The organism is Pseudomonas sp. TE3910 (genome assembly GCF_056279025.1).
Window position 1 is genome coordinate 4,591,452 of record NZ_JBWBQN010000001.1, and the last position, 25,093, is coordinate 4,616,544.

General features: G+C 57.9%; 22 protein-coding genes, 2 tRNA genes and 1 pseudogene. 17 read left to right on the plus strand and 8 right to left on the minus strand.

Going from position 1 to position 25,093, the window contains the following annotated elements; translation table 11 throughout:
- Nucleotides 1-169 precede the first annotated feature (169 nt).
- Complete coding sequence (locus tag ACZ9H3_RS20985; RefSeq protein WP_476222348.1) at nt 170-2,068, plus strand: potassium transporter Kup; 1,899 nt, start codon at nt 170-172, stop codon at nt 2,066-2,068.
- Between the two features lie 47 nt (nt 2,069-2,115).
- Here the strand turns inward: ACZ9H3_RS20985 and ACZ9H3_RS20990 are convergent, their stop codons facing one another.
- From ACZ9H3_RS20990 to ACZ9H3_RS21005, 4 genes are all read right to left on the minus strand, one after another.
- Nucleotides 2,116-3,411 carry a virulence factor family protein gene (locus ACZ9H3_RS20990; RefSeq protein WP_454240919.1) on the minus strand — a complete coding sequence of 432 codons (1,296 nt, stop codon included), beginning with the start codon at nt 3,409-3,411 and terminating at the stop codon, nt 2,116-2,118.
- Nucleotides 3,411-6,053, minus strand: coding sequence for a bifunctional lysylphosphatidylglycerol flippase/synthetase MprF (mprF, locus tag ACZ9H3_RS20995; protein ID WP_476222350.1), 2,643 nt, complete (start codon nt 6,051-6,053; stop codon nt 3,411-3,413). The genes ACZ9H3_RS20990 and mprF overlap by 1 nt, the downstream gene beginning before the upstream one ends.
- Nucleotides 6,054-6,275: 222 nt before the next feature.
- Nucleotides 6,276-6,352 (minus strand) — tRNA-Met (locus ACZ9H3_RS21000).
- Nucleotides 6,353-6,483: 131 nt separating this feature from the next.
- Nucleotides 6,484-6,560 (minus strand) — tRNA-Met (locus ACZ9H3_RS21005).
- Between the two features lie 208 nt (nt 6,561-6,768).
- Here ACZ9H3_RS21005 and dinB point away from each other — a divergent pair.
- On the plus strand, nt 6,769-7,833 hold the full coding sequence (gene dinB / locus ACZ9H3_RS21010) for a DNA polymerase IV (RefSeq protein WP_476222351.1): 1,065 nt from the start codon (nt 6,769-6,771) through the stop codon (nt 7,831-7,833).
- Nucleotides 7,834-7,878: 45 nt separating this feature from the next.
- Here dinB and ACZ9H3_RS21015 read toward each other — a convergent pair.
- The 3 genes and pseudogenes from ACZ9H3_RS21015 to ACZ9H3_RS21025 form a co-directional block, all read right to left on the minus strand.
- A pseudogene (locus ACZ9H3_RS21015) lies at nt 7,879-8,833 on the minus strand (hypothetical protein).
- A gap of 20 nt (nt 8,834-8,853) precedes the next feature.
- Nucleotides 8,854-10,569 carry a proline--tRNA ligase gene (locus tag ACZ9H3_RS21020; RefSeq protein ID WP_476222353.1) on the minus strand — a complete coding sequence of 572 codons (1,716 nt, stop codon included), beginning with the start codon at nt 10,567-10,569 and terminating at the stop codon, nt 8,854-8,856.
- Nucleotides 10,570-10,734: 165 nt separating this feature from the next.
- Complete coding sequence (locus ACZ9H3_RS21025) at nt 10,735-12,006, minus strand: OprD family porin (RefSeq protein ID WP_476222355.1); 1,272 nt, start codon at nt 12,004-12,006, stop codon at nt 10,735-10,737.
- 798 nt (nt 12,007-12,804) lie between these two features.
- On the opposite strand from ACZ9H3_RS21025, the gene ACZ9H3_RS21030 reads away from it, so the two are divergent.
- A complete protein-coding gene (locus tag ACZ9H3_RS21030) occupies nt 12,805-13,230 on the plus strand; it encodes an HIT family protein (protein WP_476222357.1) in 426 nt (141 codons plus the stop codon).
- A 3-nt stretch (nt 13,231-13,233) separates the two neighbouring features.
- Entirely contained in the window at nt 13,234-13,440 is a 207-nt protein-coding gene (locus tag ACZ9H3_RS21035; protein ID WP_065761591.1) for a SlyX family protein, read from the plus strand.
- Nucleotides 13,441-13,508: 68 nt separating this feature from the next.
- On the opposite strand, the gene ACZ9H3_RS21040 is transcribed toward ACZ9H3_RS21035, so the two are convergent.
- Entirely contained in the window at nt 13,509-14,090 is a 582-nt protein-coding gene (locus ACZ9H3_RS21040) for a cold-shock protein (protein WP_099773799.1), read from the minus strand.
- 327 nt (nt 14,091-14,417) lie between these two features.
- On the opposite strand from ACZ9H3_RS21040, the gene ACZ9H3_RS21045 reads away from it, so the two are divergent.
- The 13 genes from ACZ9H3_RS21045 (at nt 14,418) to tolB (ending at nt 25,076) form a co-directional block, all read left to right on the plus strand.
- On the plus strand, nt 14,418-14,888 hold the full coding sequence (locus tag ACZ9H3_RS21045) for a Dps family protein (protein ID WP_065761589.1): 471 nt from the start codon (nt 14,418-14,420) through the stop codon (nt 14,886-14,888).
- A gap of 264 nt (nt 14,889-15,152) precedes the next feature.
- Entirely contained in the window at nt 15,153-15,482 is a 330-nt protein-coding gene (locus tag ACZ9H3_RS21050; protein WP_476222361.1) for a ribbon-helix-helix domain-containing protein, read from the plus strand.
- 111 nt (nt 15,483-15,593) lie between these two features.
- The gene (locus ACZ9H3_RS21055; RefSeq protein ID WP_065761587.1) at nt 15,594-15,815 is read left to right on the plus strand and encodes an FmdB family zinc ribbon protein; all 222 of its coding nucleotides are present in this window, start codon (nt 15,594-15,596) and stop codon (nt 15,813-15,815) included.
- A 94-nt stretch (nt 15,816-15,909) separates the two neighbouring features.
- Nucleotides 15,910-17,685 (plus strand): aspartate--tRNA ligase, encoded by a 1,776-nt coding sequence (gene aspS / locus ACZ9H3_RS21060; RefSeq protein ID WP_476222807.1) that lies wholly within the window; start codon nt 15,910-15,912, stop codon nt 17,683-17,685.
- A 103-nt stretch (nt 17,686-17,788) separates the two neighbouring features.
- Nucleotides 17,789-18,535 carry a YebC/PmpR family DNA-binding transcriptional regulator gene (locus tag ACZ9H3_RS21065; RefSeq protein WP_065761586.1) on the plus strand — a complete coding sequence of 249 codons (747 nt, stop codon included), beginning with the start codon at nt 17,789-17,791 and terminating at the stop codon, nt 18,533-18,535.
- A 116-nt stretch (nt 18,536-18,651) separates the two neighbouring features.
- Nucleotides 18,652-19,176 carry a crossover junction endodeoxyribonuclease RuvC gene (gene ruvC, locus ACZ9H3_RS21070; RefSeq protein WP_065761585.1) on the plus strand — a complete coding sequence of 175 codons (525 nt, stop codon included), beginning with the start codon at nt 18,652-18,654 and terminating at the stop codon, nt 19,174-19,176.
- A 106-nt stretch (nt 19,177-19,282) separates the two neighbouring features.
- A complete protein-coding gene (ruvA, locus tag ACZ9H3_RS21075) occupies nt 19,283-19,891 on the plus strand; it encodes a Holliday junction branch migration protein RuvA (protein WP_099773800.1) in 609 nt (202 codons plus the stop codon).
- Nucleotides 19,892-20,947: a Holliday junction branch migration DNA helicase RuvB gene (ruvB, locus tag ACZ9H3_RS21080; RefSeq protein WP_065761583.1), complete on the plus strand. Its 1,056-nt coding sequence runs from the start codon at nt 19,892-19,894 to the stop codon at nt 20,945-20,947.
- A gap of 125 nt (nt 20,948-21,072) precedes the next feature.
- A complete protein-coding gene (gene ybgC, locus ACZ9H3_RS21085) occupies nt 21,073-21,528 on the plus strand; it encodes a tol-pal system-associated acyl-CoA thioesterase (RefSeq protein ID WP_065761582.1) in 456 nt (151 codons plus the stop codon).
- Nucleotides 21,529-21,530: 2 nt separating this feature from the next.
- Nucleotides 21,531-22,226 carry a protein TolQ gene (gene tolQ / locus ACZ9H3_RS21090; protein ID WP_065761581.1) on the plus strand — a complete coding sequence of 232 codons (696 nt, stop codon included), beginning with the start codon at nt 21,531-21,533 and terminating at the stop codon, nt 22,224-22,226.
- A gap of 14 nt (nt 22,227-22,240) precedes the next feature.
- Nucleotides 22,241-22,693, plus strand: coding sequence for a protein TolR (tolR, locus tag ACZ9H3_RS21095; RefSeq protein ID WP_065761580.1), 453 nt, complete (start codon nt 22,241-22,243; stop codon nt 22,691-22,693).
- A complete protein-coding gene (tolA, locus tag ACZ9H3_RS21100; protein WP_102053492.1) occupies nt 22,693-23,778 on the plus strand; it encodes a cell envelope integrity protein TolA in 1,086 nt (361 codons plus the stop codon). Before tolR ends, tolA begins: the two co-directional genes overlap by 1 nt.
- Before the next feature lie 47 nt (nt 23,779-23,825).
- The gene (tolB, locus tag ACZ9H3_RS21105; RefSeq protein ID WP_330522165.1) at nt 23,826-25,076 is read left to right on the plus strand and encodes a Tol-Pal system beta propeller repeat protein TolB; all 1,251 of its coding nucleotides are present in this window, start codon (nt 23,826-23,828) and stop codon (nt 25,074-25,076) included.
- The last annotated feature ends 17 nt before the right edge of the window (nt 25,077-25,093 follow it).

Here is a 25,093-nt window from a genome sequence, read left to right on the forward strand (position 1 = left end):
AGCGTAATCCTACTTGACCAGCAGAAATACGACGAACGCTGCGCTATGCTTCGCGGCGTTGTGCCAGCGTTGATGTCAGTTGCTGCGGGTCACCGTTCGCGGATTGCGTAAATGCTAGCATCTGGCGCGAATTTCTCAGGCTTCAGGGTCTTGGTTGCGGGAGTGGTTGATGGTTCAGGCAAGCAGTCATGCCGATACCGGGCAGTCGGCGGCAAAACCGCTAAGCCTGCTGGTGGCAGCGGTCGGGGTGGTTTACGGTGATATCGGGACCAGCCCTTTGTACACCCTCAAGGAAGTCTTTTCCGGCGGCTATGGGGTGCCGGTCAACCATGATGGAGTACTGGGTATTCTGTCATTGATCTTCTGGTCGCTGATTTGGGTTGTGTCCATCAAGTACGTGCTGTTCATCCTGAGGGCTGATAACCAGGGTGAAGGCGGGATCATGGCGCTGACGGCGCTGGCCCGACGAGCAGCGTCTCCGTATCCGAAACTGCGCACGTTACTGGTGGTATTTGGTTTGTTCGGTGCGGCGCTGTTCTACGGCGACAGCATGATCACCCCAGCAATCTCGGTACTGTCGGCTGTCGAGGGGATGGAGTTGGCCTTCGAGGGCATCGGTCATTGGGTCATTCCTGTGGCGCTGATCGTTCTGGTGGGGCTTTTCCTTATTCAGCGGCATGGCACGGCGCGAATCGGCATTTTGTTCGGTCCTGTGATGGTTGCCTGGTTTCTGGTACTGGCTGCGCTTGGCGTGCATGGCATTGTTCAGCGGCCTGAAGTGCTTCAGGCGCTCAATCCCCTGTGGGCGATACGCTTCTTCATTGTGCATCCCGGTATGGGCGTAGCGATTCTTGGGGCGGTGGTGTTGGCGTTGACGGGCGCTGAAGCGCTGTATGCCGACATGGGGCATTTTGGTCGCAAGCCCATTGCACGGGCCTGGTTTGCCCTGGTGTTGCCAGCGCTGGTGCTCAATTACTTTGGTCAGGGTGCCTTGATCCTGGAGACGCCGGATGCCGCACGCAATCCGTTCTATCTGTTGGCACCGGACTGGGCACTGATACCTCTGGTCGGTTTGGCGACGCTGGCGACGGTCATTGCCTCCCAAGCGGTGATTTCCGGGGCATTTTCCCTGACTCGCCAGGCGATCCAGCTTGGCTATGTGCCGCGTATGCACATCCAGCACACCTCCAGTGACGAGCAAGGGCAGATCTATATCGGCGCCGTGAACTGGTCGCTGATGGTCGGGGTGATTTTGCTGGTGCTCGGTTTCGAGTCCTCGGGTGCCCTGGCCTCCGCTTACGGTGTAGCCGTGACCGGGACCATGCTGATCACGACCTTGCTGGTTTCTGCTGTCATGTTGCTGTTGTGGAAGTGGCCACCGGTTCTGGCTGTACCGGTATTGGTCGGCTTTCTCTTGGTCGATGGGCTGTTCTTTGCCGCCAACGTGCCGAAAATTTTCCAGGGTGGCGCATTTCCGGTCCTGGCGGGTATTGCCCTGTTCATGTTGATGACCACATGGAAGCGCGGTAAACAGATTCTGGTTGAACGGCTGGATGAAGGAAGCCTGCCGCTGCCGATCTTTATCAGCAGTATCCGCGTGCAGCCGCCCCATCGGGTTGAAGGTACTGCAGTGTTCCTCACTGCACGGGCGGATGCCGTGCCCCATGCGCTGCTGCATAACATGTTGCACAACCAGGTGTTGCATAAACAGGTCGTGCTGCTGACCGTAGTCAACGAGGATGCGCCGCGCGTGCCTGCCCAGCAGCGCTTTGAGGTCGAGGCCTACGGTGAGGGCTTCTACCGGGTCATTCTGCACTTCGGCTTCATGGACGAGCCAGATGTGCCTGCAGCACTGAAGTTGTGTCATCTCGAGGAACTGGACTTCAGCCCAATGCGCACCACCTACTTCCTCAGCCGGGAGACCGTTATCGCTTCGCGTCTTGTGGGGATGGCGCGGTGGCGTGCGACGGTGTTCGCGTTCCTGCTGAAGAATGCCAACAGTAACTTGCGCTTCTTCAACCTGCCGCTTAACCGTGTGATTGAACTGGGAACCCAGGTCGAAATGTAACGGGCAAAAAAAACGGGCTCCGCTGGGAGCCCGTTTGCACAGTCGACTTACTGTTGTTCGGCGACGCTGGTTTTACCTTGACGGTTTTCGATGCCGTCGATCAGGCGTTTGGCCAGGGCCGGGTAGTTCTCGTCGAAGTGATGGCCGCCCGGCAGCTTGAGCCGCTCGCCGACGGCCGTACTTTCGGTACAGCCACTTTCGTCGGTTTCCTCCAAGCCATAGACACAAAGCACCTTGGCTGCGGGCAATTTGGCCATTTCCGGGCCGGTTGGCGCCTCTTTGCCAGCATTGCCCAGCCAGCCTTCGACTTCGATTTCAAAGCTGCCGCTGCGGGCAAAGGCCAGCAAAATCACTGCGTCAATGCGCTTTTGATCTTCGCTGGGTAAGCGGTTGTAGATTGCCGGCAGCACGTCGGCGCCGAAGGAGTAGCCCGTCAGTACGAAGCGCTTGGTGCCCCATTTCTGGCGATAGTGTTGCATCAACTCGGACAGGTCGACGGCGCTTTGCTCTGGAGTTTTGTGCTGCCAGTAGTAACGCAGGGTATCGATACCTACCACCGGGTACCCCAGTTTGGCCATTTCACCCGCGACGTCCCGGTCCAGGTCGCGCCAGCCGCCGTCACCGGAGAGGAACAGCGTTACGGTGTCAGCCGTTTGCCCGGCAGGTACTTCAACAACCGGGATGCTCATGGCGTTGCCGTCCTGACCAATCAGTGCTTGGGTCAGTTGAGCCTTGAGTACTTGAGGCAAGTGGACGTCGTAGTCGCTGATGCTGGTTTCTGCATTTTGCTGATCACGGACGAAGGCCGCACTGGCGTCATCCGGATTGTCGTTCCAGGCCACGCTCCAGTGGCCGTGCGCGGCTGACTTCGGCAGAGGGGCAGGGCAGCCTGCCTGCTCAAGGGTGAAATCGACCGAAATCGCCTGAGCCTTGTCGTTTGTCTGTTCGGACAGCCAGCGCCATGCCTGTGCGGCGCCAGGGCCGATGCCCGCAACCAGAGTGGCGTCGCCCTGAAGTTGCTTGAGCGCCTCCTGCACAACCTGCTGCTGTTTAGCGCAGTCGGTGACCGGTAGGATTACTTGAACGAGTTGGGCGCTGCCACTCTGGCTCAGGTCGAGCAGTTGTTTATCACTCAGGGTTTGATCCTGAGGGACGGCTACGAGCACGCGGGCCTTGGCTTGGGTGCCAGGCGTTGTACGGGTCACGGGGCTACCGTCCTGCAGTGACAGGTGTTCCAGTTGTGCCTGTGGTGCTGGTCGTGTCCAGAGCCAGAAGCCCAAGGCGGCGGCAATCAGGGCTGCCACCAAGGTTGTCAGTGCGTACAGCCAATAGCGTCGAATCATTAGCGTTTCACCAATCCAGTCAGGCCGCCGGCGATCAGGGCGGCAGTGTCGGCCAGCGCTACCAGCGGATCAAGTCCTGCGGGTACGGCCATGTAACGGGGTTCCCAGTCGGGCTGGAACTTGTCTTTGAAGCGGCGCAGGCCCTGAAAGTTGTAGAGTTGTTCGCCGCGCTGAAAAACCAATGAGCCCAATCGTTGAGTCAGTGGTGCGCCACGCCGTGGTTGCAGCCCGGACAAGGGCACCATGCCCAGGCTGAAACGAGCGTAGTCATGTTTTTTATAGTGTTGGATCAGGCCGATCATCATGAACTCCATGGTCAGCTTCGGTGCTTCTGGGTGTGCGCGCATCAGGTCAAGGCTGGCCAGTTCATGGCTGTGGGTTTCCAGCAGGTTGGCGAACGCCACCGGACGGCCTTCGAACCGGATCAAGGCAATGCGAAAGTGCTGCAGGTAATCGGCGCTGAAGCGGCCCAGTGAGAAGCCTTTCTCACGTACGTTCTTACCGGTCAGCCACGCATCGGATATGACCTTCAGTTCTTCCAGCGGTGCTTCTCCTGGTTCATGAATTTCCAGGGTCAGGCCGTCCCGACCGCCGCGGTTCCAGGTGTAGCGCAGATCCTTCATTTCCTTGCCCTTGGCTTCAAGGTCGAAGCGCTTGAGGTCGACGCGTGCTTCTTCGCCCAGCTTGAGTGCGGTCAGGCCGATGTCCATATAGAACGGCAGGTTCTCCGCGCGTACCTGATAGAACACTGGACGGGCGTGGTGAACATCGCAGAGGTCGCGGAACTGCCAGATCATCTCGGCACGTTGTTGAGCAGGGCCGATGGGGTCATACAAGGCGACCAGGCTGCGGCCGCGACGTGCATACATGAGGAAGGCATTGTTATCGGGGTGAAACAGCAGGGCCTTGTCGCCGGTCAGGGCCAGGCCACCGTCGGGCTGGTCCGAGGCGAGCAGGATGTGCTTGGCGCGCTGCAGTTCGTCGTCGTTTGGCAGGTGAATGACAGGCCTGGCGGTGCGCAGTAGCCACGTGAGTGCCACGATCACCAGCAGTACTGCGCTGCCCAGCGCCGAGCGCAGGCCTCGCGGTGCATCAGCATCCAGGGTGAATTGCCACCACAGTTGATGGCTGTAAGGAACGTCCTGATAGGCGAATAGCAGAAGCCAGATCGAGGCGCCCAGTACGCAGGCGCTGGCGACAACGTAGACAGGTGAAAACGGTAACTCCAGAAGGCGACTGGGGCGATAGAACGAGCGACGAAACAGCGCCAGCAGGCATGCGGTGAGGATCAGAATGCTGGCCTCTTCCCAGTCGAAACCCTTGAGCAAGGACAGCAAAGCGCCCACCAGCAGCAGGATGGTGGTTAGCATCCAGGCTGCCGAAAGGCGCCGACGCAACCCTTGGGCCAGCAGTAGGCAGAGTACGCCAACCAAACTGGCACCGAAGTGAGATGCGTCGATTAGCCGATGGGGTACCAGGAAGCCCATGTGTTCCAGGCGGGTGTCAATCTCAGGGGTAGCACCCGAAAACAGCAGGACCACACCGGAAAGGAACACCAGAACCGCCAGTACTGGCGCGGCAAGGCCGGAGGCCGCCCGCATGGCTTGACGGGCAAAAAGAAAGCGTCTCGCCTCGGTGGCCAGCAGCGCTACGCAAGCCAGCAGCAGAGGAAGCACTACATAGATCAGTCGGTAAAGCAGCAGTGCTGCAGCCAGTGGGGCAGCACCCAATTGGTTGGCGAAGGCTGCCAGCAGAATGGCCTCAAATACACCAACGCCGCCGGGAACATGACTCAATACACCAGCAGCCAGTGCGATGAGGTAAACCAGCAGGAAGGCACCAAAGGGCGGTGCTTCTGGCAGGAGCAGATAAAGCACTGTGGCTGCAGCGGCGACATCCAGTGCAGTAATGACCAGTTGCAGTGCGGTCAGTCGAACGCCAGGCAGGCGCAAGGTGCGTCGACCAATCTGAACCAGCAGGTTATCGGTAATGGGCTGTTCGGGCAGGCGTCGACGGTAAAGGCCAAACGCAAGGAGCGCGCTTAGCGCGAGAACCAGTACCGCAAGGCTCGCCAGCAGGCTCGCTGGCAGGCGCAGCGCCGTAGACGCAGCGTGCAGGTCGCTAAGGGTCGCGAGCGCGGCCAGCGGCGGTAGCGCGCAACCCAGGGAGAGGCTGGCGAACAAGGTCATGCGCGCCACCTCGGACGCTCCCAGACCATGCCGCGCATAGAGGCGATAGCGCACGGAGCCACCAGACAGCAGCGACAGGCCAATGGCGTTGCCAATGGCGAATGCAGTAAAACCGCCCAGTACCAGGGTTTGGGGGGCGAGCTTCACATTTGCATAGCGGCTGGCCGACCACTCATAACCGAGCAGGATGATAAAGCCGATCAGGGTGGCCAGCAGTGCGCCACCAAGTGATGGCAATGGAACACTCAGCAGTGAGTCGTGCAGCGAATAGATATCCAGCTCATTGAGCATGTGCCGACAGGCCACCAGGGCAATGCCGAACAGCAGCAAGGTTACGGTCAGGCCAATGGGCTGGCGGTACTTGCTGACCCGCTCAAGCCAGCGCAAGCGCTGCGGCGCAATTGGCTGGGCTGCAGTTACCGAAGTCTCGACGTCAGTGGTGTGAGTGCGCATCAATCACCTATTGGATTGTGCGCGACAGGATGGAAGTACCCAGTCAAGTTACCAATCCCTGTGGAATAGATTTACAGAATATTACCCTGTGATGACGCTTATGCGATGCACCGGGTTGGTTAAAGAAGTTTCATGCTGCCCTGGAGTAGGGCGGAGAAGGGTTGCGTATGAGGAGCGCAAAAAAAAAGGCCACTTTTTTCAAAGTGGCCTTTTTCAGACGTTTGGTTGCGGGAGCCGGATTTGAACCGACGACCTTCGGGTTATGAGCCCGACGAGCTACCAGGCTGCTCCATCCCGCGTCTGTGGGGCGCATTCTACAGCGTTGGCTATTGCTGTCAATGCTTAATTATTGAATTTCAATGGAAAACCCTGTGGGGCTTTTTTCGGCGCAAAGAAAAAGGCCACTCTTTCGAGTGGCCTTTTCTTAATCTGGTTGCGGGAGCCGGATTTGAACCGACGACCTTCGGGTTATGAGCCCGACGAGCTACCAGGCTGCTCCATCCCGCGCCTGTGGAATGAGATTCTACAGTTTTGCGCGATGCTGTCAATAGCGATGTGGAAAAAAACCTTTTCGTTCAACTATTTAGCCAGCCTGTAATGCCCTGCGAGGCAGGCGGGCCATGGCCTGTGCCGGGTTTTGCATCCTGTCGGGTGCACGGCTCGGCAACAGGGTGAGATACTGCGAGCACTCTTTTTACGGGTTGCTTGGCCAATCATGCCTCAACGCAAGATCATCCATATCGACTGCGATTGCTTTTATGCCGCCATCGAAATGCGCGATGACCCCCGCTTGGCGGGTCGGCCTATGGCGGTCGGCGGCGCTGCCGAGCGGCGAGGGGTCATTGCGACCTGTAACTATGAGGCCCGGGCCTTCGGTGTGCGCTCTGCCATGTCATCACGGCATGCGCTAAAGCTGTGTCCAGACCTGTTGATCGTCAAGCCGCGCATGGATGCTTATAAAGAAGCATCGCGTGAGATACAAAACATCTTCCGCGACTACACCGATCTCATCGAGCCCCTGTCTCTGGATGAGGCTTACCTGGATGTGTCAGACAGCCCGCACTTTTCCGGTAGCGCCACGCGCATTGCCGAAGATATCCGTCGGCGGGTTTCCCAGCGTTTGCACATCACGGTCTCGGCGGGAGTGGCGCCCAACAAGTTTTTGGCCAAGATCGCCAGTGACTGGCGCAAACCCAACGGTTTGTTTGTGATTACGCCTGCGCAGGTTGAGGAATTTGTCGCGGTGTTGCCGGTGAGCAAGCTGCATGGTGTCGGCAAGGTAACGGCGGACAAGCTCGGTCGGCTGGGCGTTGTCAATTGCCTGGAGTTGCGCGATTGGAGTCGCTTGGCGCTGGTGCGCGAGTTTGGCAGTTTTGGCGAGCGACTGTTCAACCTGGCGCGGGGCATTGATGAGCGCGCCGTGCAGAATGATTGTCGGCGTCAGTCGGTCAGTGTTGAGAACACCTATGATACCGACTTGCCCGATCTGGCAAGTTGTCTGGATAAATTACCCGCATTGCTGGATGCACTGGCAGGTCGCATGGCGCGTATCGATAGCAGTTATCGGCCGGGTAAACCGTTCGTCAAGGTCAAGTTCCATGACTTTACCCAGACCACGCTGGAGCAGGCGGGGGCAAGCCGCGACTTGGAAAGCTATCAGCAACTGATGAGCCAGGCATTTGCCCGTGGCGGCAAGCCTGTGAGGCTGCTTGGGATTGGGGTGCGCTTGCAGGATTTGCGCGGGGCGCATGAGCAACTAGAGCTGTTTTCGCTGGATTGAGGTGGGGCACGTCAGGCACGTGCCCACTGCTCATCGGTCAGGTAATCAGTGAGCGCCAGGATCGGCAACCAGACGGCCGGCTTCTGTGGTCAGTGACTTGAGGAATTCCTGCTGCAGTTCCGGATCGTTGCGGGTCAGCTCGATCAGGCTCTGCTCCAGTTCGCTCGCCTCTTCTTCCATGCCCAGTTCTGAAAGACGCTTGACGCGATGAACCCATTGGCTGACTTCATCGTCTTCCAGGTCGTCGAAAATCAGGTCGTGGGCTTCTACCAATTTGCCACGCAGCGTACTGCTGAGCAGCAGGCTGGCATCGGCACGGACGTTGTTTTCCTCATCGCTTACTTGCAGATGCAAGGTGCCGACATGGCTGAGGTTTTGGTCGGTGAAGGGGTCGTCAAGCAGGTTCAGGCGCAGAATACCGTTACGGTCGGTAGTCAGCTCGTGTGTCAGCTTGCCTGCCTTGATCTCCACGGGGCGTTCGCTCCAGGGCAGGCTGGTTTTTTCCTGGCGCTTGTCCTTCTGAACCTCATCGATAGCGGCCAGATTCTGCTGGGCGCGACCGTTGGATTGTGTGTTCATGAATGGGTTCAGGCCAGCGAAGCCATAGCTGAGCCAGTCGTGAGTAACGCTGTCTGGCAGATTGCCCAGTGTGAAGACGTTGACGATGTTAGCGCCTGCACCGGCTACCACCGCGACCGCACCCAGCGGGATCTCATAGATTTTCCCGCCAGGGCTGATAGGGGGTGTAGCGATCGTAACGACGCGTCACTTCAAACTCGGTGACTTCGAAGTTTTTCTGCTCTTGAATGCGCACGCGGCGTTGTGGCAGCTCAAGCACCTTGGGCTCCCCGACATCAATCTGCAGGCTATGCTCGAGCAATTTGCGCTCGATGCGCTCCTCGTGCTCGCTACGCTGGGACATCTGATTGGCGCAGCCGCTGAGGAGCAGGGCACCGCACAGTGCGGTGCCCCCCAAGGTAAAGGTACTTCGCTTGAACATGATTACTCTTGCGTTGGCTGTCAGCGACGGATACGAGCTTGCAGGAACGACAGGGCATCGGCCAGCGCCAGAGGCTGAGCTTCGCGTTCGGTGCGGTGCTTGTACTCCAGGTTGCCTTCGGCCAGGCCGCGATCACTGATTACGATCCGGTGCGGGATACCGATGAGTTCCATATCGGCAAACTTGATGCCTGGGCTGGTCTTCTTGTCACGATCGTCCAGCAGGACCTCGAAGCCGGCAGCGGTCAGGTCAGCATACAGTTTGTCGGTTGCTTCACGAACCTGCTCAGTCTCATAGCGCAGCGGTACCAGGGCGATCTGGAACGGTGCCAGGGTATCGCTCCAGATAATGCCGTTTTCGTCATAATTCTGCTCGATTGCAGCCGCAACGACACGGGATACGCCAATGCCGTAGCAGCCCATCGTCAGGGTTACAGGCTTGCCGTTCTCGCCCAGCACCTGGCACTTCAGGGCTTCGCTGTACTTGGTGCCGAGTTGGAAGATATGCCCGACTTCGATGCCGCGCTTGATTACCAGAGTGCCTTTGCCGTCAGGGCTTGGGTCGCCTTCCACGACGTTGCGCAGGTCAGCGATCTGCGGAACCGGCAGATCGCGCTCCCAGTTCACGCCGAAGTAGTGCTTGTCGTCGATGTTGGCGCCGATGGCAAAATCGCTCATCAGGGCTACGGAGCGGTCGATAATGCACTCCAGTGGCAGGTTCAGCGGGCCCAGGGAGCCGGCGCCAGCACCGATGGCGTCGCGCAGTTCGGCGTCGCTGGCCATGACCAGCGGGTCAGCGACCTGCTCAAGTTTGGCGGCCTTGATTTCGTTCAGTTCGTGGTCGCCTCGTACAACCAGAGCAACCAGCTTGCCTTCTTCGGCGCCATGAACGATCAGGGTCTTGATGGTGCGCTCAATCGGCAGTCCGTGCCCTTCGACCAGTTGGGCGATGGTCTTGGTATCTGGCGTATCGACCAGGCGCAGTTCCTCGGTAGGGGCAGGGCGAGCTGTTTCCCGTGGAATTGCCTCGGCTTTTTCGATGTTCGCTGCGTAGTCGGAGCTGTCGCTGAAGATCACATCGTCTTCGCCCGACTCGGCCAGTACGTGGAACTCGTGGGAGTAGGAGCCGCCGATGGAGCCGGTATCGGCTTCTACTGGGCGGAAGTTCAGGCCCAGGCGAGTAAAGATATTGCAGTAGGCCTGGTGCATGCGGTCGTAGGTTTGCTGCAGGGAGGCCTGGTCAGTATGGAAGGAGTAGGCGTCCTTCATGATGAACTCACGGCCACGCATCAGGCCGAAGCGTGGGCGGATCTCATCACGGAATTTGGTCTGGATCTGATACAGGTTCAGTGGCAGCTGTTTGTAGCTGTTCAGCTCGTTGCGGGCCAGATCGGTGATGACTTCTTCGTGGGTTGGGCCGACGCAGAACTCACGGTTGTGTCGATCCTTCAGGCGAAGCAGCTCTGGGCCGTATTGCTCCCAGCGGCCAGACTCCTGCCACAATTCGGCAGGCTGGATGCTTGGCATCAGCACTTCCAGGGCTCCGGCAGCGTTCATTTCCTCGCGCACCACGGCTTCGACCTTGCGCATTACCCGCAGGCCCATCGGCAGCCAGGTATAAAGGCCGGATGCCAGCTTGCGGATCATGCCTGCACGCAGCATCAGTTGGTGGCTGATGACGACTGCATCGGAAGGGGTTTCTTTCTGGGTGGCGAGCAAATATTGACTGGTGCGCATGGTAGGCCGTTGTCGGTTGCTTAACTGAAATGACCCGCATTGTACGGGCGGGATTCGGTGACGTACAGGATGGTGGCGGCTGAAACTGCTGCTATCTGTTTGCAACAAAAGAAAAAGCCCGGCAATGCCGGGCTTTTTCGTACTGATTACCGGTAGCCGAAGGGCTTACAGGATGCTCAGCGGGTACTCGACGATCACGCGTACTTCGTCGATGGATGGCGAACCGTAGTAAACGCCGTCTGCGGAGCGGTAGGTCGCCTGGCGAACACGGAAGCTCAGGTCTTTTGCTGGGCCTTCCTGCAGGACGTACTTGGCTTCGAGGTTGCGTTCCCACTCTTTGCCGTTGTTGGTGGTGCCAGTGTTGGCATCGTCACCTGTTACGTAGCGAGCCATGAAGCTCAGGCCTGGAACGCCATAGGTGGCCATGTTCAGGTCGTAGCGGGCCTGCCAGGATTTCTCGTCTTCGGCGTTGAAGTCAGAGCGCTGAATGGAGTTGGCCAGGAAGATGGTACCGCCGCCGTCGACACCGTAACCGTAGTCGCCGTCACCCGTTACAGCCTGGTAGGCAACGGTGAAGGTGTGAGCGCCGAGGTTATAGGCAGCAGAGAGGCTGTAAGCCTTGTTGTCGAGCTCGGTGGTGCCGTCTTTTTCTGCGCGTTGCAGGCCTTTTCCGTCGCTCTTGGTGTCATAGAAGTTGAGGTCGAACACCAAGCCTTGGTCGTCGCTGATTGGCAGGGCCCAGTTGATGTTGGCGTAGTACTTGCGCCAGTAGTCTTCAACCTTCGAGTAGTACAGGCTGGTGCTCAGCGTGTCGGTGAAGGCATAGGTGCCGCCGAAAACATCGGCTTGTTTCAGGTGCAGGCTGTCACGGTCGGTTTGATCTTGGGCGTTGATACCCGTGAAGTGACCGGCGTGCAGGGTCAGGCCTTTGATTTCTTTACTGGTGATCAGTGCGCCTTCTGCGACTTCAGGCAGCAAACGGCTGTCGTCGGTAGCGAGAACCGGCAGCGCGGTGAACTGGTCGCCGACTTTCAGAACGGTGTCAGAGATGCGGAGTTTGACTGCGCCACCACCCTCGGAGTAGTCGTCTTGCGAGCGACCATCAGAGCCAGTCGGGAACAAGCCGGTGCCTGCACGGCCTTTGCCGCTGTCCAGTTTCAGACCCAGCAAGCCAATGGCGTCTACGCCGAAACCAACGGTGCCTTGGGTGAAGCCCGATTCAAAGGTGCCGATGAAGCCTTGGCCCCACTCTTCGCGGCGGCTCTGGCCGCTGTCGTTATTGCGGAAGTCACGGCTGAAATACAGGTTGCGAAGTTTGACGTTCAGCGCGCTGTCTTCAACAAAACCCTTGGATTCATCCTGGGAAGATGCCATTGCCAGTTGTGAGGTACCCGCGGCTACGGCCAGGGCGATAATGCTCCACTTCATCACGCGCATCGTGACTTGCTCCTTTGGTTTTTAGGAAGAGTTGCTGCCAGCCCAACTGGTTTTTTTATGCGGGCGGCTCTTTCTTTTTTTGCGTCGGCGGAATGTATATCACGCTGACGCATGTTGGCGATACTTGCGAAATGAACCTTTCGGTAACTTTACGGTCATGTCGCAAACAGTGTTGTCCCTGTCGCAAATCACGTCCCGGTTTTACGGGGCGTAGAACTCCAGCGCTGTTTTGGGCGGCTTAAGGATAGGTAAAAATAATCTAACCCTAGGCGCCAGCAACTCCCTGGTTACCCATGCAGCTGTTGTTATCTGTCGCACTCACCGTGTGCAGGCTGGTGCTGTGTCGACTATGGTCAGGAATGGATGCAACAAGCGTGCACAAAGCAGTGCCGGCCTCACAAATTTTTCACCTTTTTTTACGAAAACGCCTGCAAATGCCGAAAACGCGGGGGGCTAAGATCGCTTGGTTTGATCGGTTCTGCACTAATGACATAAGGCTTTTTTCGGGTTTTCACGTGGGCGTTACTGTCGCAGCAACGGGTGTTGGGTAGATTTTGGATACTCGCTGCATTCGGCTGGAGCGGGCGGCGTCATTTTGGTGCGAAAAGTAGCGCTTCTGTTACCGTTAGATTGTTAGCTACGTAACTAAGGGGCTTTTGTTTCAATAAATTGGCGCTGCTGATGCGTGTGTGTCTTGATCGGTCGTGCTCTGTCGGGTGAACAGCGGTATTCTGCGTGTAGTGGTCTGCTTGGTGTCAATGCAAGTGAGACGGGTTATCGACTGTCGGGAGATGTGCCGTGTTTGTTCTGGATCCGCGCCTTGAACAGGATACGTATGTGCTGGGTGATTTTCCGCTCTGCCGTCTGTTACTGAGTAAGGATGCGAACTACCCTTGGTTTATCCTGGTGCCTCGCCGTGCTGAAATCAGTGAGTTGTTTCAGCTTGATGGTGGTGATCAGCAGCAGCTCTGGAAAGAAACAACCGAGCTGGCTGAAACCCTCAAAGACAGCTTTGCCGCAGACAAGATGAATGTGGCAACGCTGGGGAATGTGGTCAGTCAGTTACACATGCATGTCATTGTTCGGCGTCGGAGTGATCTGGCCTGGCCTTCGCCGGTGTGGGGGCATTCGCCTGCCAGTCAGTACACGGCAGAGCAGCTTGCCGAAATTCGCCAGCGCCTGAAGATGGCGCTGGATGATGATTTTCAAGTCGTGGAGGGTTGAGCCATGTCGCTTGAGTTAAGAATCATGGAGCTGGAGAGCCGCCTGGCATTTCAGGACGACACCGTTCAGGCATTGAATGATGTGCTGGTCGAGCAGCAACGTGTGGTTGAGCGCCTGCAGTTGCAAATGTCGGCGTTGCTCAAGCGCTATGAGGAGATGGTAGGTCAGTACCAGAGCGCTGAAGAGGAAGCGCCGCCTCCGCATTATTGAGAGCACCGTTCAACGGGTACAAAAAAACCGCGATCAGCCGGGCTGTCGCGGTTTTTTATTGTGTGCAATCAGCGGCGTGGTGCGGCAATCACGTCCTCTGCCTGGAGGCCCTTGTCGCGGTTCATGACCGAGAACTCAACACGCTGGCCTTCGACCAGTACTCGGTGGCCTTCCCCGCGAATGGCGCGAAAGTGAACGAAGATGTCATCGCCAGAGTCGCGGGAAATGAAGCCGAAGCCTTTGGAGGTGTTGAACCACTTCACGGTGCCTGTATCACGATTGCTCATGTCGTAGTTGGGGGCTTGATTGTGAAGGGGGCGGGTTTTTACCAGGTTTGCGATCAGGTGGGTAATGACCGCAAGCACTGCGCAGATCAGGGCGGGCAGGCTTCCCATGTCCTGGCGGGCAAGCAGGGTGATGGTTTGCAGAACCACTGCCAGTACCAGCAGTGCGCTTGCCAGTTGTTGCAGGTGCTGACGAGGACGCGGCAGTGTTGCCACTGGAGCCAGGGTCAGGTTGAGCAGGCCGAAGAGTGCCAGGTAGACGGCGTCCGGTTGCTGCAGGAAAGGTGCCGCATCGGCTCTCAGGCTGGGTATTAAGGACAGCAGCAAAGCGGCTGCGCCCGTCAGGATGTGGACGATCTTGAACATGGTGGTTGGCTCACATTGTATAAGGAGGATCACAGGAAGAGCTGGCTCCATGGCGCGCAGGTGCACATTAGGGCGCAAAAACATGGAGGAGCAGCCTATGCGTCATGGCCTGGATGATTGGTAATGACAACACGCTACCTATTTAACAGCAAAGCTTGGGGGTTCTCAAATCGGCGGTCGGCGGCGGCTCATATGGCATGAGGTTTGGCTGATTCTGCCGCTGCAATCTGTCGCAGGGCTGCCGGGAAGGCTGCAGGGGTAGGCGAGTCTTGGTAGAGTGGCAAACATACCTGCTTGATGAGCAGGCACCATAGGAAGGGGAATGACATGGCAATTGATATCGGTATCAGTGAAGAAGACCGCAAATCTATCGTGGAAGGTTTGTCCCGTCTGTTGTCGGATACGTATGTCTTGTATCTGAAAACGCATAACTTTCATTGGAATGTCAGTGGTCCAATGTTTCGTACGCTACACCTGATGTTTGAAGAGCAGTATAACGAATTGGCCCTGGCCGTGGACTTAATTGCCGAGCGTATTCGTGCGTTGGGCTTTCCTGCACCGGGAACTTATTCCACCTATGCGCGCCTTTCTTCCATCAAGGAAGAGGAAGGCGTGCCGTCGGCTGAAGAAATGATTCGTCAGCTGGTGGAAGGCCAGGAGGCGGTCGTGCGGACCGCGCGCGGCCTCTTTCCGCTGCTCGACAAGGTCAGTGATGAGCCGACCGCCGACCTGCTGACTCAGCGTATGCAGGTGCATGAAAAGACCGCCTGGATGTTGCGCGTGTTGTTGGATAAGTAATGTTTGGGTGTTAATCAGGCAATATTTCCTTGTCTGATTAAAAAAGCCTGGCCCTTTAGGGGTCAGGCTTTTTTATTTATAACGCTGTTGTCGGCGCGCAGGGAAGTGTTTCGTCGGTAGAATTTTTATCTCGTGTCTGGCGGATTGCTCCTACGGCAATAGCGTTTTGTTCTTCTAGAATGAAAATTATGTTGGGCGCTTTATAAGAGGGCGTGCGGCGTTAGTCGCTTATTTGTTCTCTTATTTATAAAGCGTGGTACTGATATGTCTCGAATGTTGAGTCGCGATGCTCGAGGAGCACTTGGCTTTCACGGCGTGACCGTTGATCCGTTCGAAGCGGATTTCAATATGAATCTGGCACAACCGCTGTCGCGCTCGGTGCGCTTGAATGGCTTTGCGACCTGCCTGCGACTGGAGGAGGTCTACTGGAAGATTCTTGAGCGTATTGCGGTTGCCAATGGTTGCACGGTCAATTGCGTGCTCTCTTATGTGGACCGGGAGGTGCACCTGCGCCATGGTGGCGTGAAAAATTTCAGCGGTCTGGTGCGGGTCATTTGCGTGGTCTACCTGCTTGGCAGGGCTGCCGAGGCCTAGAATCATTCGCCCAGTGGGATGCTGGCGGGCTGCACAGCCTTCCTTAACCATATATAATCGCGCTTTTTACTGCGAGGCGTAGGCCCGCAGCGTAGTTAGCGAGACGTCCTCATGCCCCTGTACGACTATCAATGTGCTTCCTGCAATCATCAGATGGAAGTGCTTCAGAAGATCAGCGCTGCCCCACTGACCGACTGTCCGGCCTGTCAGGCGCCAGCGCTGAAAAAGCTGCTGTCCGTGCCAGGCTTTCGCCTGAGCGGTACCGGTTGGTACGAAACCGATTTCAAGACCGGCGCGAAAAAGAATCTTGCAGGCGGCGACAAGGCTGACTGAGTTGAACTGCACCGGCAGGGTCTTGCACTATTAGCCCCTTGCGGCGCCAAGACCTCCACTGAATTTTCGAATGACGAGAAGCGAAACCACCATCATGATGCGCAGCCATTATTGCGGCCAACTGAACGAGAGCCTGGAAGGTCAGGAAATTACCCTTTGCGGCTGGGTCCATCGTCGCCGCGACCACGGCGGGGTGATTTTCCTCGATATCCGTGATCGCGAAGGCATGGCCCAGGTCGTGTTCGACCCGGATCGCGCAGACAGCTTTGCTGCCGCCGATCGCGTGCGCAGCGAGTACGTGGTGCAGATTACCGGCAAGGTACGTCCGCGCCCGGCCGGAGCGGTCAACCCAAACATGGCCTCCGGTGCCATCGAAGTACTGGGTTACGAACTGACCGTGCTGAACGAAGCGGAAACCCCGCCGTTCCCGCTCAACGAGTATTCCGATGTTGGTGAAGAGACGCGCCTGCGTTATCGCTTTATCGACCTGCGTCGTCCGGAAATGGCCGACAAGCTGCGTCTGCGTTCGCGCATCACGTCCAGCATCCGCCGTTTCCTTGATGAAAACGGTTTCCTTGACGTCGAAACGCCAATCCTGACCCGTGCCACCCCTGAGGGTGCGCGTGATTACCTGGTGCCAAGCCGTACGCATGCAGGCAGCTTCTTTGCCCTGCCGCAATCGCCACAACTGTTCAAGCAGCTGCTGATGGTGGCGGGTTTCGACCGCTACTACCAGATCGCCAAGTGCTTCCGTGACGAAGACCTGCGTGCCGACCGTCAGCCGGAATTCACCCAGATCGACATCGAGACCAGCTTCCTCGATGAGTCCGAGATCATGGGCCTGACCGAGAGCATGATCCGCAAGCTGTTCAAGGAAGTGCTGGACCTGGAGTTCGGTGAGTTCCCGCACATGACCTTCGAAGAGGCCATGCGTCGTTACGGTTCGGACAAGCCAGACCTGCGTATTCCCCTGGAGCTGGTCGATGTTGCCGACCAACTCAAGGAAGTCGATTTCAAAGTGTTCAGTGGCCCGGCCAACGATCCGAAGAGCCGCGTTGCCGCGCTGCGTGTCCCAGGTGGCGCGAGCATGCCGCGTAGCCGTATCGACGAGTACACCAAGTTTGTCGGTATCTACGGCGCCAAGGGCCTGGCCTACATCAAGGTCAACGAGCGCGCCAAGGGTGTCGAGGGCCTGCAGTCGCCGATCGTCAAGAACATCCCGGAAGCCAACCTGAACGTGATCCTCGATCGCGTCGGTGCGGTCGATGGCGATATCGTCTTCTTCGGTGCGGACAAGGCCAAGGTGGTCAGTGAAGCGCTGGGTGCCCTGCGTATCCGCGTCGGTAACGATTTCAACCTGCACACCTGCGATTGGGCACCTATGTGGGTTGTCGATTTCCCGATGTTCGAGGAAAACGAAGACGGTAGCTTCAGCGCGCTGCACCACCCGTTCACCGCGCCTAAATGCACCCCTGAGGAGCTTGAGGCGAACCCGGCGACTGCGCTGTCGCGTGCCTACGACATGGTCCTGAACGGTACCGAACTGGGCGGTGGTTCGATTCGTATCCACCGCAAGGAAATGCAACAGGCGGTCTTCCGTCTGCTGGGTATCGAGGCGGCGGAACAGGAAGAGAAGTTTGGCTTCCTGCTTGATGCACTGAAGTTCGGTGCACCGCCACACGGTGGCCTGGCCTTCGGCCTGGACCGTCTGGTGATGCTGATGACCGGCGCCCAGTCGATTCGTGAAGTGATCGCCTTCCCGAAAACGCAGAGTGCGGCCTGCGTCATGACCCAGGCGCCTGGCGTGGTCGATGCCAAGGCCCTGCGCGAACTGCACATCCGACTGCGCGAACAGCAGAAGGCTGAGTAAGGCGAAAACAGGGCGCATCTTCGGATGCGCCCTTGCGTTTCGGTAGTAACAAAGCTGCTGGGCATGCCCGGTAAGTGTTTCAAGCAGAATTCGGAGTTGCGTTATGGCAGGTCATTCCAAGTGGGCGAACATCAAGCACCGCAAAGAGCGCCAGGATGCCAAGAGAGGCAAGATTTTCACCAAGTGGATTCGTGAGCTGACGGTTGCTGCCAAACAAGGCGGTGGCGATCCGGGGTCAAACCCGCGTTTGCGTCTGGCACTGGACAAGGCGCTCGGTGCCAACATGAGCCGTGACATCATCGACCGCGCCATTGCGCGGGGTGCCGGTGCCACTGAGGCCGACAACGTTGAAGAGCTCAGTTACGAAGGCTACGGTCCGGGTGGCGTGGCGATCATGGTCGAGGCCATGACCGATAACCGTAATCGTACGGCTGCAGCAGTGCGTCATGCCTTCAGCAAGTGTGGCGGCAACTTGGGCACTGATGGTTCTGTGGCCTACCTGTTTGAGCGCAAAGGGCAGATATCCTTCGCTGCCGGTGTCGATGAAGACGCGCTGATGGAGGCGGCCATGGAGGCCGACGCCGATGATGTGGTCGACAACGGCGATGGTTCCTTCGATGTCTTTACCTCCTTCGCCAGCTTCTATGCTGTGCGCAGTGCGCTTGAAGCGGCGGGCTTCAAGGCCGCAGATGCGGAAATCGTGATGCAGCCGACTACCAGTGCCGAGCTGGATCTGGATGGCGCGCAGAAGGTGTTGAAGCTGATTGATATGCTGGAAGACCTGGATGACGTGCAGAACGTCTATTCCAATGCGGAAATTCCTGACGAGATCATGGAACAGCTCGCCTGAGTCTTTTGTTACGAGCTTTGTTCGAAGCCGGACCGCAGCCATTGCCTTGCACTGGCTGCGGTCCGGCTTCTGTCTTTTGACCGGCGCATCAAGGCGTCATTGTGCATGCGGGCGTTATGACTCTGATTCTTGGTATCGACCCAGGTTCGCGGATTACCGGCTACGGTGTGGTGAGACATACCGGGCGTGGCTGTGAGTATGTCGCCTCGGGTTGCATTCGCACTGGCAATGGAGAGCTGCATGAGCGCTTGCACATCGTTTATCGCGGCGTTCGCGAGATTATCCAGGCGCATGGGCCGGTAACGATGGGTATTGAGCGCGTATTCATGGCACGCAATGCCGACTCGGCGCTAAAGCTTGGCCAGGCGCGTGGCGCGGCCATTGTCGCCGCCGCCGAGGAGGGGCTGGAGATTGCCGAGTACACGGCGACTCAGGTCAAGCAGGCGGTTGCCGGTACGGGCGGGGCGAACAAGGAACAGGTGCAGATGATGGTCATGCACCTGCTCAAACTGACCCAAAAGCCACAGATCGATGCCTCCGACGCCTTGGCAATTGCACTGTGCCATGCGCACACCCGATCCAGTCTGGTGCCGCATGGGTTGGGTAGCGCCCGAAGCCGCAGCGGGCGTCTGAGGCTCTGAACGCCACATGGGTTCAGGTAGATTTTGCCGGTGCGGTGCCCCGTGCTGCTGTCTGTGCTGGTAAGGTGAGCGGCGTGTTGCTGTCACCCTTGGAAAGGATCGAAACGTGATTGGACGTTTGCGCGGGACGTTGGCTGAAAAGCAGCCTCCGCACTTGATTATTGACGTCAACGGCCTTGGCTATGAGCTGGAAGTGCCAATGACGACCTTGTATCGCCTGCCCAAGGTGGGTGAGGCGGTGACCTTGCACACCCATCTGGTGGTGCGAGAGGACGCTCATCTGCTCTATGGGTTCCATGAAAAGCGTGAGCGCGAGTTGTTTCGCGAGCTTATCCGGCTCAATGGTGTGGGGCCCAAGTTGGCGTTGGCACTGATGTCAGGGCTGGATGTCGATGAACTGGTACGCTGTGTTCAGGCGCAGGATGCTTCAGCGCTGGTCAAGGTCCCTGGGGTTGGCAAGAAGACGGCCGAGCGCTTGCTGGTTGAGCTCAAGGACCGCTTCAAGGCCTGGGAAACCGCGCCGAGCCTGTTCGCCTTGGTGCCCAATGGCCCGCTGCCGGTTGCGCCAGTCTCCAGTGCCGAGTCGGATGCTGTCAGTGCGCTGATTTCCTTGGGTTACAAGCCGCAGGAGGCCAGTCGGGCGGTGGCCGCTGTGGACGCCAAGGGACTGAGCAGTGAAGAACTGATCCGCCGCAGCCTGAAGGGAATGATCTAAGTGATCGAAGCAGACCGTTTGATTGCAGCCACCGGGCGTGATCGAGAAGAAGTTCAGGATCGGGCTATCCGTCCATTGCGCCTGGCCGAGTACATCGGTCAGCCGGTTGTGCGCGAGCAAATGAGCCTGTTCATTCAAGCTGCTCGTGGGCGCAATGAGTCGCTGGACCATACCCTGATATTCGGCCCGCCAGGGCTGGGTAAAACCACATTGGCCAATATCATTGCCCAAGAAATGGGGGTTTCGATCAAAAGCACCTCGGGCCCGATTCTGGAGCGCCCCGGCGACCTCGCGGCGCTGCTGACCAACCTTGAGCCGCATGATGTGCTGTTTATCGATGAGATTCATCGGTTGTCGCCGATCGTGGAGGAGGTGTTGTATCCGGCAATGGAAGACTTCCAGCTGGATATCATGATCGGTGAGGGGCCGGCTGCTCGCTCGATCAAGCTCGATCTGCCGCCGTTTACGCTGGTTGGCGCTACCACGCGTGCGGGGATGTTGACCAACCCGTTGCGTGATCGTTTCGGTATTGTGCAGCGCCTGGAGTTTTACAGTACGGAGGACCTGGCGACGATCGTCAGCCGCTCCGGTGGCATTCTGGGTTTGCCAATCGAGGACGAAGGCGCATTCGAAATCGCTCGGCGCGCGCGTGGTACCCCGCGGATTGCCAACAGGCTGTTGCGTCGGGTGCGTGACTATGCCGAAGTACGTGGCAAGGGGCATATCACCAAGCCTGTCGCGGATATGGCCTTGAACCTGCTGGATGTCGACGAACGTGGCTTTGATCATCAAGACCGTCGTCTACTGCTGACCATGATCGAAAAGTTTGATGGTGGGCCAGTCGGTGTCGACAGCCTTGCCGCGGCGATCAGTGAAGAGCGGCATACTATCGAGGATGTGCTGGAGCCATATCTGATTCAGCAGGGCTATATCATGCGAACGCCGCGTGGGCGGGTGGTGACCCGGCATGCTTACTTGCACTTTGGCCTCAACATTCCGGCTCGTGCGGGTGAGGCGGGTCGTGACGACGGTTTCGCCGCTCCGGCTGACGAGTGACAGATTTATCTCGCGTTTTCGTGGTCCTATTGCCAGGCATGGAAGGGTTGAGCTGGCAATACGACATATTCGATGAAAAACAGTTGCCGGCGCGGATTGGCAAGTTCAGGAGTAAGCACTAGAGTATGCGCGCGCAAAATGGGGTTGAGCCATTCGCACATCGCTGTCGCGTCTATTACGAGGACACCGATGCGGGTGGCGTGGTGTATTACGTCAACTATCTGAAGTTCATGGAGCGTGCCCGCACTGAGCGGTTGCGTGACCTGGGGTTTGCCCAGTCGGAGTTGGCGACACAGAACATGTTGTTTGTCGTGCATTCCAGCGAGGCGCGTTATCACGCGCCAGCGCGTCTGGACGATGAATTGCGGGTGACGGCGCAGGTGCTCGAGCTGAATCGAGCCAGCTTGCGCTTCGTGCAGCAAGTCTGGCGCGAAAACGATAATACGCTGCTCTGCGAAGGGCAGTTTCTGGTGGCCTGTGTGCGCGCCGATACGTTCAAACCCAGGGCCATTCCCTCCGAGCTGCGAGCGGCATTTGTCGAAGCGGGCGGCCCGGGTACACATTCAAATGCAGGAGATTAAGCGTGGAAGCTAACGTCGTCGACCATACCTCCATGTGGAGCCTGGTCAGCAATGCCAGCATCGTTGTACAGCTGGTCATGCTGGCTTTGGTGGCCGCATCGGTAACCTCATGGATCATGATTTTTCAACGCAGCACCATGCTGCGTGCCGGTCGCCGTGCGCTGGAAAACTTCGAGGAGCGCTTCTGGTCAGGTATCGACCTGTCCAAGCTGTACCGCCAGGCTGGTAGCAACCCGGATCCGGACTCCGGCGTAGAGCAGGTTTTCCGTGCCGGCTTCAAGGAATTCTCGCGTCTGCGTCAGCAGCCGGGTGTCGATCCTGATGCGGTCATGGAAGGTGTGGGTCGTGCCATGCGCGTCGCCATCTCCCGTGAAGAGGAAAAGCTCGAGCAAAGCCTGCCGTTCCTTGCAACCGTGGGTTCCACCAGTCCTTACGTCGGCCTGTTTGGTACGGTCTGGGGGATCATGAACTCCTTCCGCGGTCTGGCTTCCGCTCAGCAAGCCACACTGGCAACCGTTGCGCCAGGTATCGCCGAAGCACTGATCGCAACCGCGATCGGCCTGTTTGCTGCGATCCCGGCGGTTATCGCCTACAACCGTTTCGCTGCGCGCAGCGAAGTGTTGATCGGTCGTTACTACACATTTGCCGACGAGTTCCAGGCCATCCTGCACCGTAAAGTGCATACCAGCGAAGAGTGATCAGGTAAAAACCAATGGCCCGAGTTCGTCATAAACGCAAGCCGGTCGCCGAGATGAACGTGGTGCCATACATCGACGTGATGTTGGTACTGCTGGTCATCTTCATGGTCACCGCACCGATGCTCAACCAGGGCGTGAAGGTCGATCTGCCCAAGGTTTCCAGTGAAGCCTTGCCGCAGGACAACAATGTCCAGGTCCTGACCATATCGATCAAGGCTGACAAGACCTATTACTGGAACCTTGGCAGTGAAGTCGACACCGACAAGCAGATGGACAAGGCAATGACCTTGCCGCAAATGACCGACGCGGTGACCAAGATCATCGCTGCCGGACGTGACCAGGGGAAACAGACCCAGGTCTTCATCCGTGGCGACAAGTCCGTCGATTACGGCGCGGTCATGGGCGCCATGGGCGGGTTGCAGAAAGCGGGTGTCGGTAACGTTGGCCTGATTACCGAGGCGCCCTGATGCAACAGCGAGAGCCATCCGCCTCGGAAAGCTATTTCTGGCCCAGTGTATGGGCCATCGCGCTGCACGTTCTGGTGTTCGGCATGCTGTTTGTCAGTTTTGCCATGACCCCGGAGCTGCCGCCGGCCAAGCCTATCGTCCAGGCAACCCTGTACCAGCTCAAGTCCAAGAGTCAGGCGACCACCCAGACCAATCAGAAGATTGCCGGGGAAGCGAAGAAAACCGCTTCGCGCCAGACCGAAGTCGAGCAGATGGAGCAGAAAAAGGTCGAGCAGCAAAAGCAGGAAGCGGTGAAGGCTGCGGAACAAAAGAAAGAAGAAGCTGCTCAGAAGGCTGAAGCGGCCCGTGAAGCGGCTGAGGCGAAGAAAGCCGAGGAAGCTGCGAAGGCGGCCGAGTCGAAGAAAGCCGATGAGGCCAAGAAGGCCGCCGAGGCGAAGAAAGCCGAAGAAAAGCAGTTGGCTGATGTCGCCAAGAAAAAAGCCGAAGAAGAAGCCAAGAAAAAGGCTGAAGAAGAGGCCAAGAAACAGGCGGCTGAAGAAGCCAAGAAAAAAGCGGCTGAGGATGCCAAGAAAAAGGCAGCCGAAGACGCCAAGAAAGCCGCTGCCGCCGAAGAGGCGAAGAAAAAGGCAGCTGAAGAGGCCAAAAAGAAAGCCGCAGCTGATGCGGCCAAGAAGAAAGCAGTGGAAGCAGCTCGCAAGGCGGCAGAAGACAAGAAGGCTCAGGCGTTGGCCGAGCTGTTGTCCGATACCACCGAGCGGCAGCAGGCGCTGGCCGATGAGCAGGGTGACCAGGTAGCCGGTAGCTTCGATGACCTGATCCGTGCCCGTGCGGCCGAGGGATGGGCGCGTCCGCCTTCTGCTCGCAAGAACATGACGGTGGTCCTGCAGATCGGCATGTTGCCGGACGGTACCATTACCTCTGTGAGTGTTTCTCGTTCCAGTGGTGATGCACCTTTTGACAACTCGGCTGTGGCGGCGGTCAAGAACATTGGTCGCTTAACCGAAATGCAGGGCTTGAAACCGAGCGAATTCAATCCCTATCGTTCATTCAAGATGACATTCACACCTGAGGATCTAGCCTTGTGATTAACCTTCTTAGAGGACTGCTGGTCGTTCTCTGCTGTGCGGCGGGAATGGCCGTTGCAGAGGAAAAGAACATCATGGTCACCAGTGGCAGCGACCGTGCCACGCCAATCGCCGTCGTACCGTTCGGTCTGCAGGGTGGCAGTGTGCTGCCCGAGGACATGGCCGACATCATTGGCAACGACCTGCGCAACTCCGGCTACTACTCGCCGATTCCACGTCAGAACATGATCAGCCTGCCGACCCAGGCCGGTGAAGTGATCTACCGTGACTGGAAAGCGCTGGGTGCCCAGTACATCATGGTCGGCAGCATCGTGCCGTCCGGTGGTCGCCTGCAGGTACAGTACGCGCTGTTCAACGTCGCCACCGAGCAGCAAGTGCTGACCGGCAGCGTTTCGGGCAGCGTCGACCAGTTGCGTGACATGTCGCACTACATCGCCGATCAGTCGTTCGAGAAACTCACCGGTATCAAGGGTGCCTTCTCGACGCGCATGCTCTACGTGACGGCCGAACGCTTCTCGACCAACAACACCCGCTACACCCTGCAGCGTTCGGACTATGACGGTGCCCGCGCGGTGACCCTGTTGCAATCGCGTGAGCCGATTCTGTCGCCGCGTTTCGCGCCAGATGGCAAGCGCATTGCCTATGTGTCGTTCGAACAGAAGCGTCCGCGCATCTTCGTTCAGCACATCGACACTGGTCGTCGTGAGCAGATCACCAACTTCGAAGGCCTCAACGGTGCACCAGCCTGGTCGCCCGATGGCTCTCGCCTGGCCTTCGTGCTGTCCCGTGACGGCAACCCGGAGATCTATGTGATGAACCTGGGTTCGCGTCAGCTGACCCGCGTGACCAACAGCCCGGCCATCGATACCGAACCTTTCTTCGGTAAAGACGGTTCGACCCTGTACTTCACCTCCGATCGTGGCGGCAAGCCACAGATCTATAAAACCTCTATCGGCAGCGGTGGCGCCGAGCGTGTGACATTCATCGGTAACTACAACGCCAACCCTAAGTTGTCGGCTGATGAAAAGACATTGGTGATGATTCATCGTCAAGATGGTTTCACCAATTTCAAGGTGGCGGCTCAGGATTTGCAGCGCGGTAGCGTAAAAATCCTCTCAGAGACCAGTCTTGATGAGTCTCCTACTGTTGCGCCTAACGGCACCATGCTAATCTACGCCACCCGCCAGCAGGGCCGGGGAGTCTTGATGCTCGTGTCGCTAAATGGCCGCGTGAGGCTCCCGCTTCCTACCGCTCAAGGCGAAGTTAGAGAACCGTCCTGGTCCCCTTACCTGAACTGACGCGGCGCTTTACGTTG

Bases quoted from the DNA above. Each gene is read 5' to 3' on its own strand.
- ACZ9H3_RS20985 (WP_476222348.1), top strand. From the start codon at position 170: ATGGTTCAGGCAAGCAGTCATGCCGATACCGGGCAGTCGGCGGCAAAA.
- ACZ9H3_RS20990 (WP_454240919.1), bottom strand. From the start codon at position 3,411: ATGATTCGACGCTATTGGCTGTACGCACTGACAACCTTGGTGGCAGCC.
- mprF (WP_476222350.1), bottom strand. From the start codon at position 6,053: ATGCGCACTCACACCACTGACGTCGAGACTTCGGTAACTGCAGCCCAG.
- dinB (WP_476222351.1), top strand. From the start codon at position 6,769: ATGCCTCAACGCAAGATCATCCATATCGACTGCGATTGCTTTTATGCC.
- ACZ9H3_RS21020 (WP_476222353.1), bottom strand. From the start codon at position 10,569: ATGCGCACCAGTCAATATTTGCTCGCCACCCAGAAAGAAACCCCTTCC.
- ACZ9H3_RS21025 (WP_476222355.1), bottom strand. From the start codon at position 12,006: ATGCGCGTGATGAAGTGGAGCATTATCGCCCTGGCCGTAGCCGCGGGT.
- ACZ9H3_RS21035 (WP_065761591.1), top strand. From the start codon at position 13,234: ATGTCGCTTGAGTTAAGAATCATGGAGCTGGAGAGCCGCCTGGCATTT.
- ACZ9H3_RS21040 (WP_099773799.1), bottom strand. From the start codon at position 14,090: ATGTTCAAGATCGTCCACATCCTGACGGGCGCAGCCGCTTTGCTGCTG.
- ACZ9H3_RS21045 (WP_065761589.1), top strand. From the start codon at position 14,418: ATGGCAATTGATATCGGTATCAGTGAAGAAGACCGCAAATCTATCGTG.
- ACZ9H3_RS21050 (WP_476222361.1), top strand. From the start codon at position 15,153: ATGTCTCGAATGTTGAGTCGCGATGCTCGAGGAGCACTTGGCTTTCAC.
- ACZ9H3_RS21055 (WP_065761587.1), top strand. From the start codon at position 15,594: ATGCCCCTGTACGACTATCAATGTGCTTCCTGCAATCATCAGATGGAA.
- aspS (WP_476222807.1), top strand. From the start codon at position 15,910: ATGATGCGCAGCCATTATTGCGGCCAACTGAACGAGAGCCTGGAAGGT.
- ACZ9H3_RS21065 (WP_065761586.1), top strand. From the start codon at position 17,789: ATGGCAGGTCATTCCAAGTGGGCGAACATCAAGCACCGCAAAGAGCGC.
- ruvC (WP_065761585.1), top strand. From the start codon at position 18,652: ATGACTCTGATTCTTGGTATCGACCCAGGTTCGCGGATTACCGGCTAC.
- ybgC (WP_065761582.1), top strand. From the start codon at position 21,073: ATGCGCGCGCAAAATGGGGTTGAGCCATTCGCACATCGCTGTCGCGTC.
- tolR (WP_065761580.1), top strand. From the start codon at position 22,241: ATGGCCCGAGTTCGTCATAAACGCAAGCCGGTCGCCGAGATGAACGTG.
- tolA (WP_102053492.1), top strand. From the start codon at position 22,693: ATGCAACAGCGAGAGCCATCCGCCTCGGAAAGCTATTTCTGGCCCAGT.
- tolB (WP_330522165.1), top strand. From the start codon at position 23,826: ATGGCCGTTGCAGAGGAAAAGAACATCATGGTCACCAGTGGCAGCGAC.